General features: G+C 54.2%; 20 protein-coding genes and 2 pseudogenes. All 22 read right to left on the bottom strand.

Features of this window, described 5'->3' with window-relative positions:
* Nucleotides 1–4: 4 nt before the first annotated feature.
* The 22 genes and pseudogenes from LLF79_RS22170 to LLF79_RS22065 all read right to left on the bottom strand — a co-directional run bounded on the left by LLF79_RS22170 (nucleotide 5) and on the right by LLF79_RS22065 (nucleotide 18,318).
* Complete coding sequence (locus LLF79_RS22170; RefSeq protein ID WP_016051623.1) at nucleotides 5–340, bottom strand: phage tail protein; 336 nt, start codon at nucleotides 338–340, stop codon at nucleotides 5–7.
* A gap of 41 nt (nucleotides 341–381) precedes the next feature.
* Nucleotides 382–4,953 carry a tape measure protein gene (locus LLF79_RS22165; RefSeq protein ID WP_063929952.1) on the bottom strand — a complete coding sequence of 1,524 codons (4,572 nt, stop codon included), beginning with the start codon at nucleotides 4,951–4,953 and terminating at the stop codon, nucleotides 382–384.
* A gap of 7 nt (nucleotides 4,954–4,960) precedes the next feature.
* Complete coding sequence (locus tag LLF79_RS22160) at nucleotides 4,961–5,185, bottom strand: hypothetical protein (protein WP_000952684.1); 225 nt, start codon at nucleotides 5,183–5,185, stop codon at nucleotides 4,961–4,963.
* A gap of 125 nt (nucleotides 5,186–5,310) precedes the next feature.
* Complete coding sequence (locus LLF79_RS22155; RefSeq protein ID WP_000163862.1) at nucleotides 5,311–5,628, bottom strand: hypothetical protein; 318 nt, start codon at nucleotides 5,626–5,628, stop codon at nucleotides 5,311–5,313.
* Nucleotides 5,629–5,687: 59 nt separating this feature from the next.
* Nucleotides 5,688–6,434 (bottom strand): Ig-like domain-containing protein, encoded by a 747-nt coding sequence (locus tag LLF79_RS22150; RefSeq protein WP_022649949.1) that lies wholly within the window; start codon nucleotides 6,432–6,434, stop codon nucleotides 5,688–5,690.
* Nucleotides 6,435–6,508: 74 nt separating this feature from the next.
* Nucleotides 6,509–6,892 carry a minor capsid protein gene (locus LLF79_RS22145; RefSeq protein ID WP_000469441.1) on the bottom strand — a complete coding sequence of 128 codons (384 nt, stop codon included), beginning with the start codon at nucleotides 6,890–6,892 and terminating at the stop codon, nucleotides 6,509–6,511.
* Between the two features lies 1 nt (nucleotide 6,893).
* Nucleotides 6,894–7,367 carry a hypothetical protein gene (locus tag LLF79_RS22140; protein WP_022649948.1) on the bottom strand — a complete coding sequence of 158 codons (474 nt, stop codon included), beginning with the start codon at nucleotides 7,365–7,367 and terminating at the stop codon, nucleotides 6,894–6,896.
* Nucleotides 7,358–7,702 carry a hypothetical protein gene (locus tag LLF79_RS22135; protein WP_001027662.1) on the bottom strand — a complete coding sequence of 115 codons (345 nt, stop codon included), beginning with the start codon at nucleotides 7,700–7,702 and terminating at the stop codon, nucleotides 7,358–7,360. The genes LLF79_RS22140 and LLF79_RS22135 overlap by 10 nt, the downstream gene beginning before the upstream one ends.
* Nucleotides 7,703–7,799: 97 nt before the next feature.
* Nucleotides 7,800–8,633: a hypothetical protein gene (locus tag LLF79_RS22130; protein ID WP_022649947.1), complete on the bottom strand. Its 834-nt coding sequence runs from the start codon at nucleotides 8,631–8,633 to the stop codon at nucleotides 7,800–7,802.
* Nucleotides 8,633–9,067, bottom strand: coding sequence for a hypothetical protein (locus LLF79_RS22125; RefSeq protein WP_000801184.1), 435 nt, complete (start codon nucleotides 9,065–9,067; stop codon nucleotides 8,633–8,635). Before LLF79_RS22125 ends, LLF79_RS22130 begins: the two co-directional genes overlap by 1 nt.
* A gap of 46 nt (nucleotides 9,068–9,113) precedes the next feature.
* A pseudogene (locus LLF79_RS22120) lies at nucleotides 9,114–9,296 on the bottom strand (hypothetical protein); the annotation flags it as partial.
* A gap of 74 nt (nucleotides 9,297–9,370) precedes the next feature.
* Nucleotides 9,371–10,246: a major capsid protein gene (locus LLF79_RS22115; RefSeq protein WP_001130336.1), complete on the bottom strand. Its 876-nt coding sequence runs from the start codon at nucleotides 10,244–10,246 to the stop codon at nucleotides 9,371–9,373.
* A gap of 26 nt (nucleotides 10,247–10,272) precedes the next feature.
* On the bottom strand, nucleotides 10,273–11,166 hold the full coding sequence (locus LLF79_RS22110) for a DUF6651 domain-containing protein (protein WP_022649945.1): 894 nt from the start codon (nucleotides 11,164–11,166) through the stop codon (nucleotides 10,273–10,275).
* 22 nt (nucleotides 11,167–11,188) lie between these two features.
* Complete coding sequence (locus LLF79_RS22105; RefSeq protein ID WP_227880426.1) at nucleotides 11,189–12,763, bottom strand: phage portal protein; 1,575 nt, start codon at nucleotides 12,761–12,763, stop codon at nucleotides 11,189–11,191.
* A gap of 33 nt (nucleotides 12,764–12,796) precedes the next feature.
* Entirely contained in the window at nucleotides 12,797–14,053 is a 1,257-nt protein-coding gene (locus LLF79_RS22100) for a phage terminase large subunit (protein ID WP_002211787.1), read from the bottom strand.
* Nucleotides 14,054–14,055: 2 nt separating this feature from the next.
* Nucleotides 14,056–14,697 carry a hypothetical protein gene (locus LLF79_RS22095; protein ID WP_022649943.1) on the bottom strand — a complete coding sequence of 214 codons (642 nt, stop codon included), beginning with the start codon at nucleotides 14,695–14,697 and terminating at the stop codon, nucleotides 14,056–14,058.
* Between the two features lie 195 nt (nucleotides 14,698–14,892).
* Nucleotides 14,893–15,159 carry a hypothetical protein gene (locus tag LLF79_RS22090; protein ID WP_227880423.1) on the bottom strand — a complete coding sequence of 89 codons (267 nt, stop codon included), beginning with the start codon at nucleotides 15,157–15,159 and terminating at the stop codon, nucleotides 14,893–14,895.
* 9 nt (nucleotides 15,160–15,168) lie between these two features.
* Complete coding sequence (locus LLF79_RS22085; RefSeq protein WP_002211789.1) at nucleotides 15,169–16,059, bottom strand: hypothetical protein; 891 nt, start codon at nucleotides 16,057–16,059, stop codon at nucleotides 15,169–15,171.
* A 5-nt stretch (nucleotides 16,060–16,064) separates the two neighbouring features.
* Nucleotides 16,065–16,319, bottom strand: a complete 255-nt coding sequence (locus LLF79_RS22080) for a hypothetical protein (RefSeq protein ID WP_022649942.1) — start codon at nucleotides 16,317–16,319, stop codon at nucleotides 16,065–16,067.
* Complete coding sequence (locus tag LLF79_RS22075) at nucleotides 16,312–16,950, bottom strand: ATP-binding cassette domain-containing protein (RefSeq protein ID WP_006812519.1); 639 nt, start codon at nucleotides 16,948–16,950, stop codon at nucleotides 16,312–16,314. The genes LLF79_RS22080 and LLF79_RS22075 overlap by 8 nt, the downstream gene beginning before the upstream one ends.
* Nucleotides 16,947–17,615 carry a ParB/Srx family N-terminal domain-containing protein gene (locus LLF79_RS22070; protein ID WP_000164561.1) on the bottom strand — a complete coding sequence of 223 codons (669 nt, stop codon included), beginning with the start codon at nucleotides 17,613–17,615 and terminating at the stop codon, nucleotides 16,947–16,949. The genes LLF79_RS22075 and LLF79_RS22070 overlap by 4 nt, the downstream gene beginning before the upstream one ends.
* Nucleotides 17,615–18,318 (bottom strand): annotated as a pseudogene (locus LLF79_RS22065) (ParB/RepB/Spo0J family partition protein). Before LLF79_RS22065 ends, LLF79_RS22070 begins: the two are co-directional and overlap by 1 nt.
* Nucleotides 18,319–18,321: the final 3 nt, after the last annotated feature.

Here is an 18,321-nt window from a genome sequence, read left to right as displayed (position 1 = left end):
TAAATTATCCTTCATAAATTTGTCTGAAGGTCGCAGTGAGAACCTGATAGCCCTGGTAACGTTTGACCGTATGGCTGTCGCACACCACAACAATCTTTTTGCCACGAGGGTTCGTCCAGTAGAACGACTCAACGGCCGCGCGTGCCGTCAGAAAGTCATCGACGGCATTGATGACGTCGTAAGAGCGCGTAAATGTCAGGCTCCACTCTTCTTTGATGCGATTGAGACCTTTGGCCTGGCGCTGTTCGTAATCGTCACCGAAATTCAGAACCGCCACGTTAGGCTTCACGGTCTTTTCCGACTCGTAGTCGGGATACCAGTTAAAAGTCAGTCTTTCCATCTCACATCCTTGTGAGACTGCCCCTTCCGGGGCAGCCGTGGTTAGTTACGTTGAGAGTTAGGGTTGAGCGAACCGCCTGGCCGCTTCTCCTGAGCGATGGTTTCAAGCGCGATCGCCTTCATGCGCTGCGCTGCCTGACTCCATGCGCCTTCGGAATTGCTGTTCTCCGAGACACTGCCGTCGCTGTTGACGTTGATCTCAATGCTGACAGGTGAGAAAACGCCGCCACCGCCGCCTTTAACACCCTCTGCGTTGAGCGTAACCGGGATGGAACGCCCATCCGGAAGCGGAACGTAGGCTTCGTTCATATCCCCTTCACCAAACAGCGCCAGCTGTGGAGAGTCAGCGATGCCACCTTTCTGGTACGCACGCAGCGGAACCACGCCGTCTTTCCCGAAAATGCCGCCTTTGGCGAACTTCGGAATTGCCGGGATGCCGCCAGTACCATCAGATGCCGATCCGGTGAGATTGTTGAACCCGGAGTTAGAGCCGGAGGAACCCGATCCGATGTTGTCGAAGCCACCACCAGCCCAGGCAGACACAAGCCCGGAGGCAATGGTGGCGCCGAAGCTCAACCACTTATTGCCAGAGCCGGACATGTTTGCTCCCAGCATGGCAAACGCGGCAGAAAGCGCCCCCGTGACAGAGCTAAGGTTCTGCATGGAGAAGATGGATGTCTTCACCGCTTTGGTTTCCGCGTCTTTGGCTTCAGTGCTGGTGAACAGTCCATTCACCCAGCTGCCGATCGCGTTGGTTGCAGAGCCAATCGCGCTGGTCGTCTGCTGAGTGGTCTGCCCCAGACCGGAGACCGAGCTGGAGGTCTCTTTCGTCGCCTCACCCACGCTCTTATCGCCGTTGACCGCATTCATCCGGACGCCCTGGTTGGCAACCGCTGATGCGACACCAGAAAGCAGATTGCCGCTCTGAGAGCTGCCCGCTGCCGTCGTTCCCATCCCCAGCATGTTCATGAGAGGCAGGGTGATCTGCGTCTTCACAACCATGTTGGTGATGTCGCGGAGGATGGATTCTGCCAGGCTGGAGAAGTCCATTTTCCCCTTCATGACGAAGTCGGTCAGCGTATCCGTCATGTTGCTGAACAGGTTGCTCCAGCTATTTTCCAGCTGATCGGCCAGATTCTCGTACTCAAGCGCCAGCTTCTGTGTCGCCGTACCCGTCTCTTTGATGAGAGCGGTGTTGCCTGCCGCCACCAGCTGGTTAATCTGCTTGGTGTAAAGCGCCACGATTTTCGGATCAGAAGCCTGGTCACGCAGATCCATCAACGCTTTCAGGTTACGGTTGTAGGTGTCGTTGAAATCGGCCACCTTCTCTTCACGAGACGGCTTGTAACCCGCGCTGATGATGGAATCGGATTCCGGCGCCCAGGTGGAGATCATCTGCTCGACGTTGCGGCGGTTGAACATCTCGCGATAGTCGTCGCTCGCGTTAGCCAGGTCAGCCAGGCGTGACTTGGCTTTGTCGATCATCTCCTGAGTGATGAACTCATTCGGTACGGCGTTGGCCAGTTCGGTCAGCGATTTGGTGGTATCGCGGAGAGACTGATCAAACGACACGGTCGCTTTTGAGCTTTCACCCATCTGCCCCATAAGCTGATCGGCTTTATCCAGGGCTTTCTGGTAGCCGGCCGCCAGCTTACGCTGCGCATTTTCTTCCTTCCTAGCGGCACGCTGAGAAGCATTGGCAGTACGCTGCCCGGCTTTTTCCGCTGCTGCGGCGTCCTGCTCACGCGCTTTGGTCAGTGCGGCGATCGCGGCAGCACGTTCCTCGTCGCTCATTTTCTCCAGAGAGCTGGCGCTGGAGGCTTTCTGCAGGTTCAACTGGGTTTTGAGCTGTTTCGGCCCGATGATCGGCTTGCCTTCGAAGTCCAGCATCGCCGTACCGTCTGGCAGTGTGCGCTGGTAGGTCGCGGAGTCCATCTGGTTCCGCATATACTGCGCCAGTGCTTTCTGAGCCGCTTTATCGGTCGTTCCCAGCCCTAGAACGGTTCCCTGGTTGGACATTACGCCCTTACCGGTTTTCGCCGCGCTATCACGCTCGAACTCCGCCTGAGTCAGCTCCTGAGCAACAGCTTCAAGATGCTCCTGATACCCACGGATGCTGCCTTGTAGCTTCTGAACCTGCTCGGTGTTCCCCTCTTTCTTCGCTTTCTCCAGCATGTCGCTGAAGTGGGCAATTTGCTTCTCGGTTGCGTTTTTGCGAGAAGACAGGTCGTCGACCAGCTTCTGCGCCGGTTCCAGATAGGACTTGTTCACCTTCTCGCGAAGCGGTGCGAGCAGCTTGTTCTTCTCGTCGTCCGAAAGCGATTTGTCGTCGTTGATTTTCTGGATCTTATCCAGAGCCTCCTGACGGGCTTTCACAAACGTTGCAGAGAAGACCTGGTTATCTGCCCGGATTTTCTCAATCTGGGATTCAGCAGCCTCTTTTGCCAGCCGTTTGGCCACCGCGCCATCACCCAGCGCCATCGTGCCTGTGGTTCTTTCGTACTCTTCCTGATTTTTCTTCAGGCGAGCCTCAACAACCTCTTTGGACTCCTTCACGGCGACAGGGCCAGCCGCTGTGGAGTAGTAGTTCACGCTTTCACCGGTTTTAAGCGCCTGCTGGTCTCGCTGGATCTGTTTTTCAAGCTCGGCTGCACGCGCTGCCATCTGCGCACGCTTGGCCGCAGTCATCGCCTCCGGGATTTTGCGGATCTCGTCCACAACTTTGGACGTTTCGCTGCGGAGCATGGTCATATACGTGATAAGACCGGCTACAGCCACGGTAGCTACGGTGAACGCTGCACCAATGGGGTTTGCTGCAATGAACGCAGTTAGCCCAGCAAACGCGCCCTGAAGCCCCGTAATCGCGCCACGGATAGCGAAGATCAGCGATGGGATTGGAGCCAGCCCCATACGAGCCGCACGATTAAAGCGGGTGACCGCTGTCGCGCCCAGATTGAACGGAGCCTGGAGAACGGTCGACATCTTGGTAAATGTGTTAACCATTTGCCCGGCAGTACCGATCACACCTGCAATCCCGGCACGCATCAGCTTGAACGCCACCATCGCAGCAACAACTTTGCCCAGGCTGATAACCAGCTCCTGGTTTTTAGCCAGCCACTGCGCCAGCTCGCGTAAGCCGTCGATCGCCGTGGAGAGTCCGGAACCCAGCGAGTTAGCGAACGAAATGCCTTCAGCGCTGTTCATGATGGAAGCAAGCTCTTTCATCCCCTTTGTGAGAGAATCCAGATAGCCCGCCTGACCGACACGATCGGCAAACAGCGTAAAGGAGGTTTGCAATTGCGCCAGCGCACCAGTGTAGGTTTGCATCATGTCTTTGGCGGCGTTTTCGTTCTCCGCACGCAGACCAACGAACATCAGCGATAGCGCCTGTTTCGCTTCCACAGTACCGGTGGAGACTGCTTTGGTCAGTTCCCCCATAGTGATACCGGCAGCGTCTGCCATCGCTTTCATCGCGTTAGGAACGGCTTCACCTAATTGCTGACGCAGTTCTTCCATCGACACGACGCCCTTACCGGACATCTGCTGGACAGCCACGGCAGCACGTTTAAGCAGTTCGCTATCGCCGCCGAAGCGTGCAACGGAGTCCACCAGTGCTTTCAGCGACCCGTCAGTAGGATCGAGACCTGCCGAGCGGAATTTAACGAAGGAATCGGTCAGAGCCTGCATCGCAAACGGGGCGTTTTGCGCCATATCCACGATGTACTGCATATCCTCTGCGGCTGCTTTGCCAGGGTTGGCCTTGTCCTTGTTCAGCCCGCGCAACATGACACGCATACGCTCCATTTCGGAGGCGGCTTCGATGATTGGCTTCTGCCAGCCGAACAGGATGTCAGTTACCGTTCTTGCCGCATCACCAATCTCGCCAAGCAAGAAAATGTTGCCGCGCAGACCAGAGAACACACCACTTTCAGCACCACGCCCGCCGTGGCCATAGGAACCGCTGTGTCGACCACCACCGCCATCACCGTAGCCGCTGGTGCGTACACGTACCGGCTTGCTGATCAGTTGCTGGCGGCCAATCACGGCATCCATCTGATCGCGGACTTTCTTCAGCCCCTCGGCAGCCTGGCTCGTTGTGACACCCCAATTACTGAGACGCTTCGTCGTGGTGTTAAGGCGCGTATTCATGCCACTCACGGAGGAAGAGGCTTCTTTTACCTCCGTACCGAAGCGGCTGGCGCTCTTGCCAGCGAACGTTGCCCAATCGGAAAACTCGTTGAGTTCAGACTGAACCTTGCGCAGCGATGTGGTGAGCTTATTAACGGATGAGGTGGTTGTGTCGACGCGCTCAATCAGGGTTTTGAGACCTGAGTTGAGGCTGGTAATGTTGCCTCGCGTCTTGCGCGAAACATCAGACACAAGCTCGAAGCCGGCAGCTACATCCTGTAGTTTGTCTGCCGTGGCATCGAGCTTGGACTCCAGAACGCCGATGATGCGGGAGACCGAACCCAACGAGCGTTCCAGATTGTTAATTTTCTGAGCTGGCTTTGTGGCCTGCTCCCCGAATCTGGTAAGTAGCTTACCCGCCCGGTCGATTGACGCTGTAAACTGCTTGTCTTCCAGCGACAGGATAAACTCTACGTTTTGTGACATTCCCTTGTCATCCTCTGCCAAAAATTTGCATCAGTTGCTCTTTGGCGTCAGGGTCTGCCTTATCCTTGCGAGGATCGTAGACTTTATCGGTTACGACTGGTCTTCCAATCCTGAGTTGCAAACCCTCCATGAACGCCTTCACGCCCTCGCCATCTGCCTGAGCAGCGCGAGCGACTTGCAGGTTGCGGACATCCTCTTCCGCACGCAGACGGTCGATGTTGCGGCTGAGCATCCAGAACATCGTTAGAGGGACGCCCAGCAGCTCTAATGGCGACACGGCGTAGTGAGCAACTACACGACTGAAATAGAATCCGAGATCTATCGATACGGTCTTTACCCCGGATTCATCGCGGGAAATTACTTTGCCCCTTCACCAGCCGCTTTTTCGTTCTCTTCATCAATCACTTCCATAGCGAAGGTGAAGATCTGCTGGAGCTGCGGAACAGTCAGTTTTTCCAGTACAGCGTCCGGCACGGATGGGATGACCTTGCGAACCAGGTCGGCGTAAGCAGTAACCTGCTCAACAGGCGACATGTTCTGGAGGTCTTTGCCTTCCATCTGCTTGATGGAGACGAACAGGCCAACAGTCATTTCAACGATGGGATATTCCTGGCCGCCGAACTTGATGCTTTTCTTCGGCGGCAGAATGGAGTCGAGATCGAGTAATTTGGTCATTGGTTAAAGTCCTTTTGAAAGAGAGGCTCTTCCTGAGCCTCTGCTTAGTTACGTCGCGATTATTCGGCAGAATTAACCGTTACTGCTTTGGTCGTTTTCTTGCCGCCGCTATTGCTGGTAAAGGAGATATTTGCCGAACCTTCAGCTACTCCGCGAACCAGACCAGTCTGGTCAACGGTTGCTTTCTCCTGATTGTCGGATTCCCACACACCGGTTTTATCGCCGGCATCTGCAGGGGTGATCTGGGCAGTCAGCTGCACGGTCTCACCGGCTTTAACTTCCGGAGATTCCGGAGAGATAGAGACGGTTTTAACCGGCTTTGGGCCGCTCATTTTCCCCAGCACGCCGTCGTCATCCGGGTAAGCGGTGAACTGAACGGAGAACACGCGAACATCATCAGACTGGTAGGTCATGGTGAAGTTACCTGCGGTCGCAGCTTTCGGGATGGTCAGAACGTAGTCGGTGGTATCCTGCGGGGTCAGAACCAGCTCTTTGGCTACGTCGATCAGGTTGACGCCCTGTGCGGAAGTGATGGTCACAGCGTTATCTTCTTCGCTCAGAGTAGAACCCGGCATCAGATCGACCATATTCTGCAACACAGACTCGGCCAGCGGCGCAGTGATAGTGATGTTACGACCCTGCACCAGCTCGGAGATGGTGGTCTGCCCCAACTGGTCTACGGTGACTTTCAGAGTTTCGGTCGCAACTTCAACCTGAACACCGCCTTTGGTGTAACCCAGATCAACGCCACCAAACGACACTTTGCAGGCGCCAAGTTTGATGTTTTTTACATGGGTATTGGACATTGTTGGAAAACTCCTTTTTCCGTTAAATCAGCACCTTCATGGTGCCAATGGTAAGTATATACTTACTTATTTTATTAATTCAACAAATAGCCCGCAAATTCAATCGGGATACCCGCTTCAATCAGCGAACCTTCGTTTTTGGGATAAGTAATCGGCATCGACATTGGCCGAACCAACCGGAAGTAAACGCCCTCTGACACGGTTTCTTCGACCGGGAACATGTCCATGATCTTATTGGCTTTCGCCACCGCCTTTGTGATCGTCGCATTACGCACGATGACGGTGAAAGAGTCGTGATAGAAGCCTTTTAACTCATGGTCAATGGTGATCCCCGTATTGGGAGTAACCAACAGAACACCGGACTTCACATTGGCTGGCATGTAGTGACAGAAAATGTCAGTGCCGACTGTACCGATCTTCGCCTTCTGCATCAGGCTCGCAAATGCCTCAATAAACACATCAACCTCTCGTAAAACCTGCTTTCCTTGCCGCTTCTGCAATCGTCTGAGTGAACTGTTTCTCACTGATCTGCACGGCTCTCTCAAGGAACAAAGGCCCAACTCGTGGCTTCACACCAGCGACTGGCGGGTTGGTGACGCTCTTCATGCGGGAGAGATAGCCGAGACGATACTTGCCCAACTCCATGTACTCCGCATAATCGCCAACCTCAACGCCCGGATGCCCTTCTCGTGGTTTGGCTCCAGATACCGATAACTCAATACGCAGCCCGGTATAGCCTTCTTTGACCACTCTCGCGAAGATCGCGCTTTCGAGTGAGCCAGTCTCCAGCGGGGCCATTGCCCGCGCCAGACGCTCAACCAGACGCGCCAGCTTCTCCATGTCACGGATGAGATAACGCTTAAAAGCTTTCTGGCTGTTATTGAGCCTGTCGCCAGCACGCTTAAACTGATGCGAGTCGTACTTCAGACCCATATGTTTGCCCCTACTTCCAGGTGCCCAGGGCGCCCACGCAGTCCCCAGCGACGATGCACGCTGGATACCTTCAGCTTTTGCCCCTCCAGAATGAGAACGTCATCAAGCTGCACTGCGGCCTCAAGTGGGATCACCAGAACAGCATCGAACAATTCCAGATTCGCTTTACCGCGACTGCCGGAGCTGTCCGCACGTACCGATGACTTCTCGTTACTTTGCTCAAACTTAACTACGCCGACGTTCGTCTTCCTGACGAACTGCAATTGCGCTTCACCGTAGACGTTCTTCGAACCAAGACGGTAAATCGCAATCTCTGCTTGCCATGAAATGTTCATGCACTCTCCCTGTGGTTGGCGGCCGCACTCATTACCAGGCGAAGGCGCGATTGCTCGTCTTGAGCCTTTCGACCAGAAGTAAATAATGCGACTGGCGTTACGCACGGCGAACAATCATGCGGTTATTGATGTAACTGACCAGCAGTCGCCAGGTACTGCGAGCCACATGCACATTTGCCGCTTTGCCGGTGCGGTACATATTGGTCGTTTCACCAATGGACTCAGACAGAATGCCGTCCTCGCGGGCTGCCGCTACGTCATTACCGTTAGCGATTTCGCAGGCTTCATTAACCACGGCCAGCATTAATGCCAGTTTGAAGTAGTCCGGGAACTCTTCGAATTTATCCGGCGTCATCTGTTCCCAATCGATCTGATCGTGACGATATGCCCCGTCAGCGCCCCACGGAATGTCATAGACGTTCAGCATGTTTTGCGGGCGGTCGTAACGGTCGAAGTCGATACGCAGGACTTTGCGGATTGAGAACGGCAGCGTTTTGACGCGTCTGGTGGCCTCAATGAGACGTTTGCGCATCAGCCCTTCGCCATCAGCTAACAGGGTGTCGCCGTTCAGCATATCGATAGCTTGCATCTGGGCGTCTGCGACCGTTGCGAATGACTGGCCAGGAATTGACAGCTCGAAGCTATTCAGCAGAACGTACATCTTGCGCTCTTCATGCGTCAGCCCGGATGCCACCGCTTTGACAATGACGTGTCGCAGATCGCGCTCTTTATCTGAAAGCAGGTTGTGTTCGGCCGACACGACAACCGGAATGGACATCTGCCCCTCAGTAATATCGAGAGGTTCGTTATCGACGATGATCGCACCTGCGCCATCTCTGACGGTATACGTGGCCGACTCAATATCCAGAACGTTAAATGCAAACGACAGGGAAACTGCTTCCCCGCTACGGTACGTGTCGATCTGCGCCATTACTCACCGCCCTGTGCTTTCAGGATGCCTTCGATCATTTCAACGATACCTTTGGCTTTCACGCCAATCTGGTTGCCGATCTGACGCAGACCCGCAATACCTTCACAGTCCGCAATCGACTCCAGCTCTTCACGAGTGAAGCGTTGTACCGGTTTGGCTTCCACTTCAGCCGTACCACGTTTCATTGGCACAATATCCGGGGCCGCCGTCTCGACAATGTCGTCCGCAGTCAAATCATTGCGGCTGCTGTACGCGGCAGAAGGAGATACATTTTTGCCTTCAACGGTAGTGGCACGCATGGAGGCACAAATTCGCTGCTGATCGATGAATGGCAGTTCAGCAACCGAGATGCCGTCGACAAACTGGATACCGCAGAGAATGCCCGTATACCCCAAAAACTGAGGCTCCAATAAACGAATTTTTGCTGGTTTCATTCTTCTTCTCACTTAATGGGCGTCATCGCCGCCCATGTGTTGGTTACGCAGCCGGTGTAATGGTGACAGACTGAGTGAACGGAATTGCCCGGAAGCAAGCCGCAAGATGGTTCTGCTGGCGCTCGCTCAGAGGCTCGTTGGAGATGGAATTGGTGAATCCGGCACGGCACATATGCCCCGTGAAATCCGCAAACGCCTCTTCCGTGATCTTCATCTTTTGTTCTGGCATTTCTCGCTCCTACAAAAAGGGTGGGCGTATAGCCCACCCTTAAAGGGTAGATAATTACTTACCTACCATACTGATCAAATTTTTACGTTGGTCAGCGCGGCGATAGCCTTGTCGTGCTTGTTCGCCAGAGAGCAGTACCACTTAACGCGGGTACGGGTTGCGTCTTTGTTCTGAACAGTACCGATGTTCTCAACAACGATACCTGCGTTTTCACCGCCATACAGACCAGTCACACCGTTCTCTTCGGACAGGTGCAGGCAGTAGATGCTTGCTTTGCCCGCGTCAGTCGGGATGAAGTCGTTCACGATGAACGGTACACCGTTGTGGCACAGCATCGGACGGCCGAAGTTTTCCATCATGATTTCGGACGGGCCGAGGCTAACGGTACGCAGCAGAGCGCGATAAGCACGCAGGTGCTCGGAACGCATCATGATGCAGTCTGCGCCCAGATCTTTCACCGCGTCGACCAGCTCGTCGAACATGGAGAAGGTCATGGAAGCGCCTTCGATATCGATCTTCTGATCGTCGTGCATCAGCTTCGGAATGCCGTCGAACGCTTTGGTGTTGGTGCTGGAGTCGCCCAGAATCAGGTTGCGGCGGAATGCGCGAGCCAGACCTTTCACCTTCTGACGAACCTGGATTGCCAGCTGGTTGTTGGTGTCGGACATAGTGGTCGCCAGGAATTTGTCGACGTCTACGTCGCCTGCCAGGATACGCAGCTTCGCAACGTGTTCGGTGAAGGTTGCAGCGCCTTCGGTGATGGTGTCGTTCACATCAATGAAGGTTGCTTCGCTCAGGGTAGCTTCGCGGTTGTAGAGGTATGCCTTAGAATTAATCTTCATGAAAGGCAGAACAGCGAACAGGTCATCGCGATCGATGATGGTCTCGATCACACCCTGCTCAAGTTCGTTGTTAGACAGCTTTTCAGCTTCATCACGCAGTAATGGCATCTTTCATTTCCCTATGATTTAAGATGTTACTTGAGTCCGATTTTCCCCAGACCGGAGGTCAACTTATCCATAGTCGACTTGCTCTTCGGCTGGTTTACTTTGTGGGTCGGTTTGCTATTGGAACCAGCACCCTGCTTGGCTTCGCTGCGCAACAGTGCGTCAGCTTCCGGATCTGCACGCAGAATGCGCTCAATCGCGGATTCGAACGGTAACGGTTTGCCTTCACCGTCAACCAGAACTGCACGTTCTTTCTGACCGGCTGGCTTATCAAAGCCCACAACACTACCGTCTTCACCCACTTCGAAATGAGAGCCGTAGATAACGCGAGCCTTAGCCGGAGTCATCAGAACTTTGTCACGCAGGAAGGCAGAGCCGCTGAAGGAAGCGCCAACAGTCATTTCGACCAGTTGAGCCTTCAGTGCGGCGTTCTCGCTCTCCAGAGCGGAGTAGCGTTCGTCGCGCTGTGCCAGTTCAGCCTGGTGCGCTTCGATCATCTGCTTTTTCACAGCGTCGAATTCGCCGCGACGTTCCAGTTCAGCCTGCTCTGCCTCACGGCGTGCGGTTTCTGCGGCTTGTTCAGCTTCGAGAAGCTGGCGAGCACGCGCCGGGTCAATATCGCCGTACTGAGCCAGCTGATCGGCCAATGTGCGCTCTTTCTCCTTGCGCTTCATGTTCTCTTTCAGCAGGTCTGCACCGGTCTTCTTGGACTTTCGTAGTTCTGCCAGCAACTCTTCCTGAGTCATACCGGCATACTCGTCGTCACCCTTCGGTTGCTCTTTTTGCTCGCCCTGTTTGCCTTGGTCTTGCGTACCCTGCTCATTGTCTCCAGCAGGAGCGCCGCCACCAGCGCCGCCGCGCTCATGCGCTTCGGCTGCATCCATCAGGCCACGACGGGCCAAAAGCATTTGCCACAGATTCATAGAAATTCCTTTTCGTTACTTATCACTCGGTCTCTTGAGTAGATGAGTCCCCATTCCCTCGGGGTTGATCTTGCCCGCTTTCTTGGGCTGTATCTCGATCATAAGTAAGTATTGACTTATTTTCAAGGGTGTTTAGATCATTTTTTGGAGGAAATTTCAAGAGATCTTTATCAAATTCCTTTTTCATCGCCTCAGAAATGTTCGGGAACACTTTCTCGATGAGCATTTCCATCTGGTGACGACGAACGGAATCAGGTGCCTGAAGCAGCGAGAGCTTTTCAGCAACTGCAAACTCATCAGTCAGACCGCGGATGTCGAAACTTTCCGGGTACGCGATCAGAGAGTGGTCTTCATCCAGTTCGACACCCATCCACTTCGCTGCCAGCTGCATCATCTGGCGCTCTGCCCTTTCGAGGCGCTCTGCTTTTGTCACCAGCAGACTGTTAACGCGCTGGAAGTCGTACATCTTCGCTGCGCCCGAAGAGTTATCGATGCCCTGTGCGTTATCCTGCTTGGTTCGCTCACCTGCCACGCCAACGGAATGGTAGATCTCGTTAATCACCGTCTTAATCGTGGTGATAATCATCTGGGCCTGTTTCGGGTCCGGAGACAGGTAGAATGGCTGATTACCGCTCTCAGAGTCGAAGGTGAAGACGCGCTTTGTCCCCATTTCAAGCACTTTGGTGTGGTTTTCATCGCCCGGCAGCAATGACTGAACCGGGATCGCCAGCTGGCTGAATGTCTGATCCTGAATAATCGCGTCAAGGTTCGACAGGTAGTTGGCCACGGCGCGATCAAGATAGGCAATATCGTCAATCAACGACGGGCTGAAATACGGAGACTCGCTTTCACCAATGCAATCCACCGGGAACACCGGCACCACGCCCAGATTATGCTGGCCGCTATCCTCCAGAACGACTTTGGCCTGACGGCGACCGCTATTTCCGGAACCCTTCTTCACTTCTTCACGGAACAGATACCACTCGTTTTGCGTCCACAGACGGTAACGCTGGTATTCCTGCCCGGTTGATGTGAACGGATCTTCGTCGTCGCGCGCGATTTCAACAATCAGCGCCCACAACATATTGCCGTCTTCATCCCAGGCAACATCAAGCAGCTGCTGCGGCGAAATCCAGTAAGCGTAGGCACGCGCATCATTTTTCTTCTCGTCTGCAACAGACTCAACATCGACGTTCATGGTGCTGTCCACGACAACCCAGATACGGCCATAAATGGATGATTGCAGATCGATAGCCGCCATAAACGCATCGATGGAGGCGTTCTGGCGCGTGGCTCGCTTCCAGAAATTGCGGATCTGCTCCGGTGCTTCATCAGTGTTGCGGTGAATGACCTCTTTGAAGAGGTATTTGTTGATGAGGTTTACCACTTCGCGCGTATGGTTGAAGCGATAAGCGCGTTCCAGGCGCTCTTTGAACTCCTGATCGCCCTCTTTGAAGTAACGGAAGATATTGTCGTTGAACCAGGCACGCCCGCCAGCGTAGGTGCTGGCGAGGAAGTCCCAATGTTCTTTTTTCTTCTCATATTCAGGGTGGCGTCGTGCCACAAGGTCTTTGATTTGCTTGTCAGTCAATTCCATTTGATTTCCCTTTCCACTTAGGTAAGCACTTACCTATCTAGATCCACCAAGAATAACACGATTTTTCACCGGATACCTACGATGAACCGGATAACCCAACGCATCCGCACTGTGTTCGATGCCGCCAGTCTTATCCATATCGCGTGAGCCTGGCTTGTAGATCACCTTCTCCAGCGAGTCGATGAGGTGTTTGCACTTCGGATCGATGTACAACCGGGTTTCGCCCGAGGCACTCATCAACATGCGGTTCACTGCGTTAACACGGTCTGCGATCGGCGGGTGCTTCTTCGGATAATCGACTCGAAGGAAACCTTTTTCCTTGAAGATATCGACGTCCGATTCGCCGCGTGCGTGCTGGCGATACGCACCTGCCGGGTCAGGGAAGATAGTGACCTGAGACTTCCAGCGCCAGAAACGGCGCTCCAGCTCATCACACACTTCAGCCGTGTTGGAAGAGAACAGCACAACCTCGTCCACGGCCCACAACTCGCCATTTGGCTGCGGCTGCAGGATGACCGATGACATAGGGTCGATGTTGAAGTCCTGACCAACCCAGATCGGCAGTTTCGGATTGAACTGGAGTGGCTTCACATGCACATTGCGGTCGAACGGGTAGTAAACGCGTCCGGACATGTTTTCGAAGCTGGCCAGGTATTCCTGTGCGAACGATTTAGGGTCCATATCGTTCTTCGCTGCTTCGATTTCCGCGCTCGGTACGAACGGAGAATCAGCCGTAACGAACTGCCAGCTCTTCCACTGCCCTTTGCGTTGCAAATCTTTGTTCTGACCGATAGTCCACAGCTTGTGGAACTCGGAGAAGCCTTTTGGCGTACCGATGATCAGCGCACCGCCACGGGTAGAGGACAGTGTCGGACGCAGTACCTTGTACCAGGTGTCCGGCTTCATATCCTGAAATTCATCGAGCACCACAAAGTGCAGTGCCACACCACGAAGCGTATCGGGCTTATCCGCACCTTTCAGCGCGATTTCAGAGCCGTTCTTCAGCACGATGGTCATCGTGGTGTCGTTTTTCTTACGAACCCATTTACGCGGCAGAACTTCCTGCAGGTCATCCCACAAGATCTGGCGAGCCATCTGGTACGTCGGTGCGACGTACCAGACACGTTGCTTCTTCTCTTTGGCTGCCGCGCGGATGATGGTGGAGATCGACAACCGGGATTTACCCCAGCGTCGACCCGCACACACCACTTTGAAACGATGTGGCGACTGAAAGACTTGCATCTGCCCAGAATGCAGCTGTACGAGACTCAGAGACGACGGGATGGCCATAGTTAGACGCTCCCATCACTTTCATCACCAGACGCGTCAGAATCGCCCTCTGCTTCGCTCAGTGCTTCCTCTTCGAGTGACTCAAGCAGATCGTCATCAATCAGATCCGGCTCATCATCTTCCTTACGCAGCTGCGCCACCTGGGAAGGCGTAAGTTCGCCAAATACCAGGTTCGGGATTTCGTCTTCTTCGTTCTCAGCGCGATCCATACCGAGCGCTTTCGAGGATATTTCGAAGCACTTAGCGAGTGTGCCGCTGGCTCGCTGGAGACTTTTAAGGTCATCTTCTATGGCTGCGAGAGGTCTGCCATCCTTTTTGGCAGTGGCAACTTCGTGCATGACCATGCGCCCGAGTGCGAATGCCCAATCGTCGTAACGAGTCCGGCGCTCTTCGATTTTCTCTGCACGCGCCTTCGCACGCAGCTCTGCGTCGGATTTGAGCGACTCGCGCACCATCTTCCCAACGGAGTCCGCGCCTTTCTCTAATCCACGCTTTTTGAAATGTCTGGAGAGCGTTTCACGACGAATGCCGTACTCTTCCTCCAGCTTGGAGAGTGTGTATTCGCCGGAAGTCCACTTTGCTTCGGCTTCTGCCCACTCAGCTGGTGTCAGGCGAGTTTTGCTCTCGTCTTTTTCTACAGTCATAGATCCCTCTAAAACACTCAGAGCGCATCCTTGCGCTCCTAAACAACTTGTTTAATTCAGTGCCTAACCAATTTGTTTTCTGGGTGTTTAAAACCGGGCTGGGGAGTATTCAGAACCTGCTTCCGTATATATTTAATAAGTCACTTAGTATTTATATATACGGAAGCAGGCTCTCAAACTGGCTCCCAGACCGACTTACATCACCAGTAATTTGGCTCGGGCACGACCTAACGTGGTCAGTCCCAGCGTGCGACGGTGGTAGCCGGAATCTCCGCGCTGGCGGCACATTCCTTTCTCCACCAGCCCCTTTTTCACCAGTGCGCGGATAGAGAACTGCATACTCTGTTTGGTCGTTTTGTACGGCAGCACTTCAAGCAGCTCGTCCAGATCGAGCAGATGCCCACGCTCATGGCCTAAATTGATGGTTTTGATGATGTCTTTTTGTTTGTCGGTAGACGTCATGGCAAATCCTTATGCCGGTAATGCAATTTCAAGAGGTTTATTCAAAGGCTGTTTGTCGAATGCCAGCAGTGGCAGCGTGTCCGGCAGCTGACGACCAAAATCCGGGTTGCGGTACACCCCATATAACGGTGAGGTGAAGCTCAGGTTATGAATATCTTTGAGTAGCTTCACGATGCTGGCTTCATCCACCAGGCTGTCGGCAATGTCCTGAATGGTAGTGCCTCGGTTACGCCCGGCTTTGGCCAGTGAACTGTTCTTGTGGTAGTCGGCAACCAGATCACGCAGCGCACGACGGCGGCGAGACTCACTCATGGCGAACAGCTCTTTGACGATCGCTTCGTTGTCGCCAGGGTCGGAACGGAAATGACGCTGGAAGACGCGCAACGCACTCTCATAGCTCTTCGGACGCTCCGGACGGATGAACTGGAACCCTGCTTTCATGGCGAACGGGTTGTATTTGCTCATCGACGACTGGATCTCGATGATTGGCCGGTCGTGCATCCTGCTAACCAGGTTAATCATACGATAGGAGACGCCGACACCGCGGTACTGAGTGTCAACAACGGAACGGCTGATCACCGCAAAGTTGTTGTTCACGTACCGGCCCCAATACTGGTTGGCCACGGTGGTATTGGTGGTTGGCTTCAGCTTAGGAAACATGCGATGGCGAGGCGCCAGCAGCAGTTTCGGGTAAGCCATAACCACGACGCCCACCAGCCGGTCGTCCAGTTCGCAGCGATAATACGTTGGCGCGAACGGCTTACCATCCGTCTTGTAGTGCAGCGACTTCAGCGCGTGCCAGTCTTCAACCGTGCCTTTGGTAACGGTCATACGCTCCAGAAAGTCCAGATGACGCGGGAACTCTTCCGGGCGGTAGCGTTTGATGATGATGTCTGTCATGTCGATCACCTGCGCTCGATATTGGCATTGATGAAGTCCAGGCGAAGCGATTCCATCGCCCCGACCATGACGTATGGACGCCCACCGTTATGCCAGCAATCCAGAACATTGCCGTCGTTGTTGATCATCAGCAGCGCCAGGCTCTGGCTTTTGCCTTCTCTGGCGTACTGGAGTGCTTCTTCCAGCAGGCGGATGACTTCAACGTTGTTGTTGTCAGCCTCTTTCGATGGCTTCAGCTCTACGATCTTCAAATCAGGCATATTCCACCTTCACGCGTTCTTTGTAGTGCTTGGTGATCTGCATATCCGGGCGCAGCGCGTTCTTCAGGTCTTCGTGGGTCGTCGCCACCATTACCGTCGCACCAACCTTACGGGCGGCACGCTGGAGGTTCGACGCCACAACCTGGGCGGTTACACGGTCGAGAACAGCGCCAAATTCGTCGGCTGCCCAGACTTTGGCGCCTGACTCGATCAGCTTGGCGATCTTGAGACGGTATTTCTGGCCGTCAGACATCTCGGATGGCTTGCGCACGAATAGATAGGCGTCATTCAATCCGGCCATAGACAGCAGCCCCAGCGCTTCGCTGGTGGTTTTGCCCAGCTGGTCGATGACGTTAACCTCATTGTCGAAGGTAAAGTCATCGATGGAGGCTACAGAAAGCCCTTCATCCTTCATCTGGCGTTGCAGCTCGCGCAGCACAACGGATTTACCGGAACCGGATTGGCCGGTGATGTACACCACATCGCCCTGCTTCACTTCCAGCTCCAGATTGTCGTAAAGCGTCCACTCTTTTTCGTCCAGGCCAAGACCGAACGATTCGGCAATCTCCAGCGTGCGCGTGGTTTTATTCACGCGGGTCTGAAACGATACGTTGATGGTGTATTTGCTCATGCAGCCAGCTCCCCAGAAGAAACTTTCTCCGCATACGCCACGAAAGCGTCTACCCCGCTCTCTCCCGTGATTTCTTCCATGTGGGCAAGCAAATCCCCAACCACAATGGCAGAGCCAGCAGGGAGCGTTTTAAAGCCCAATACGTCGATGACGCGGACTTCTTCAGAGGCCACTTCGCGACTGATCTCGGTGTGCTCTTCTTTCTGGCGTTCCGTCTCTTCGCCCAGATCGAGCACCAGAGAGCCGGTTTCCATCTCTTCGGTCATGCTGCCGACAAGCACGTTCAGCTCGCGCTCTTCAAAACCGAAGACCTCGACGTCGCCCAGCACCAGGGATTCCAGTTCCTGCTGCAATTTGATGGCGTCGTAGTCAATACTGGCCAGGCGGTTGTCTTCCAGACGCTTCGCCTTCACTTCTTCTTCGCTCAGATCGTCGCGAACGATGACCGGCACACGCTCCAGACCAGCCAGAAGTGCCGCCTCGCGACGACCGTGGCCAGTAATGATGACATCGTGCTTGTCGACCGTGATCGGCTGGTCAAAACCGCGCTTTTTGATGGCGGCCGCCAGATCGCGGATCTGCTGTTCGTCATGTTTTTTGGCGTTCATCTCATACGGGATGAGTTCTGCCGGGTTTCGATAGACGATTTCAAAGTTTTTGGTCATTACATACGCTCCTTGTAGTAGTCGACCAGCCACACCAGGGCTTCCCCGGCGTTCTCCATTTCGTTACCGGTATTGATCCCCTGCTCTTTGATGATGGTTTTGATGGTGTCGGCGACGCGATCTGACGCATCAAACGTCACCTTGAAGCGCATCGTCTGGTGTTCAGCGCCGACTCGCTCGGTTTTCTCGCGTTTGTCCTCATCGACCGACTCGTCATCGCCACGGGAGAGCGCTTCCAGCGCTTCAAGATCGATAACGGACGCTTTGGCGAGTGTTGCCGCCATTTCGTCGTCATACGGGGCGATATCGGACAACCGGTAGTCGATTTCAGACTGGATTTCTTCGATTAAGCGCTGCAAAGCGACCTGATCGTCTTCGCCGTAGCGCTCGTTATCGACCAGGGACATCTGTTTGGCCACCAGGTCGTTAATTTTGCCCACGGAGATGACGGGGACCGTTGAAATGCCCTGCTCCATCGCGGCACGCCAGCGGTGTTCGCCACCGAGGATCTCAAAAACGCCCCCGTCCAGCTCCCGCGCCAGAATTGGCTTAAAAAAGCCCAATTTTTCGATAGAGCCTTTCAGTTTTTCGAAGTTTTGCGCCCCAACGGAGTTGGTATTCCAGGGATTCGGACGCAGGTTCGCGACTTCCACCTGCAGAATCGTAATTTTCACATCCATAATTCTGATACAATCCATTGTATAAG

The sequence above is a fragment of the Enterobacter cloacae complex sp. 2021EL-01169 genome, assembly GCF_020733125.1.
In the GTDB taxonomy this organism is placed as follows: Bacteria; Pseudomonadota; Gammaproteobacteria; order Enterobacterales; family Enterobacteriaceae; genus Enterobacter; species Enterobacter roggenkampii.
Note: the sequence above shows the minus strand (reverse complement) of the source record. Positions and strands in the feature narration are given on the sequence as shown.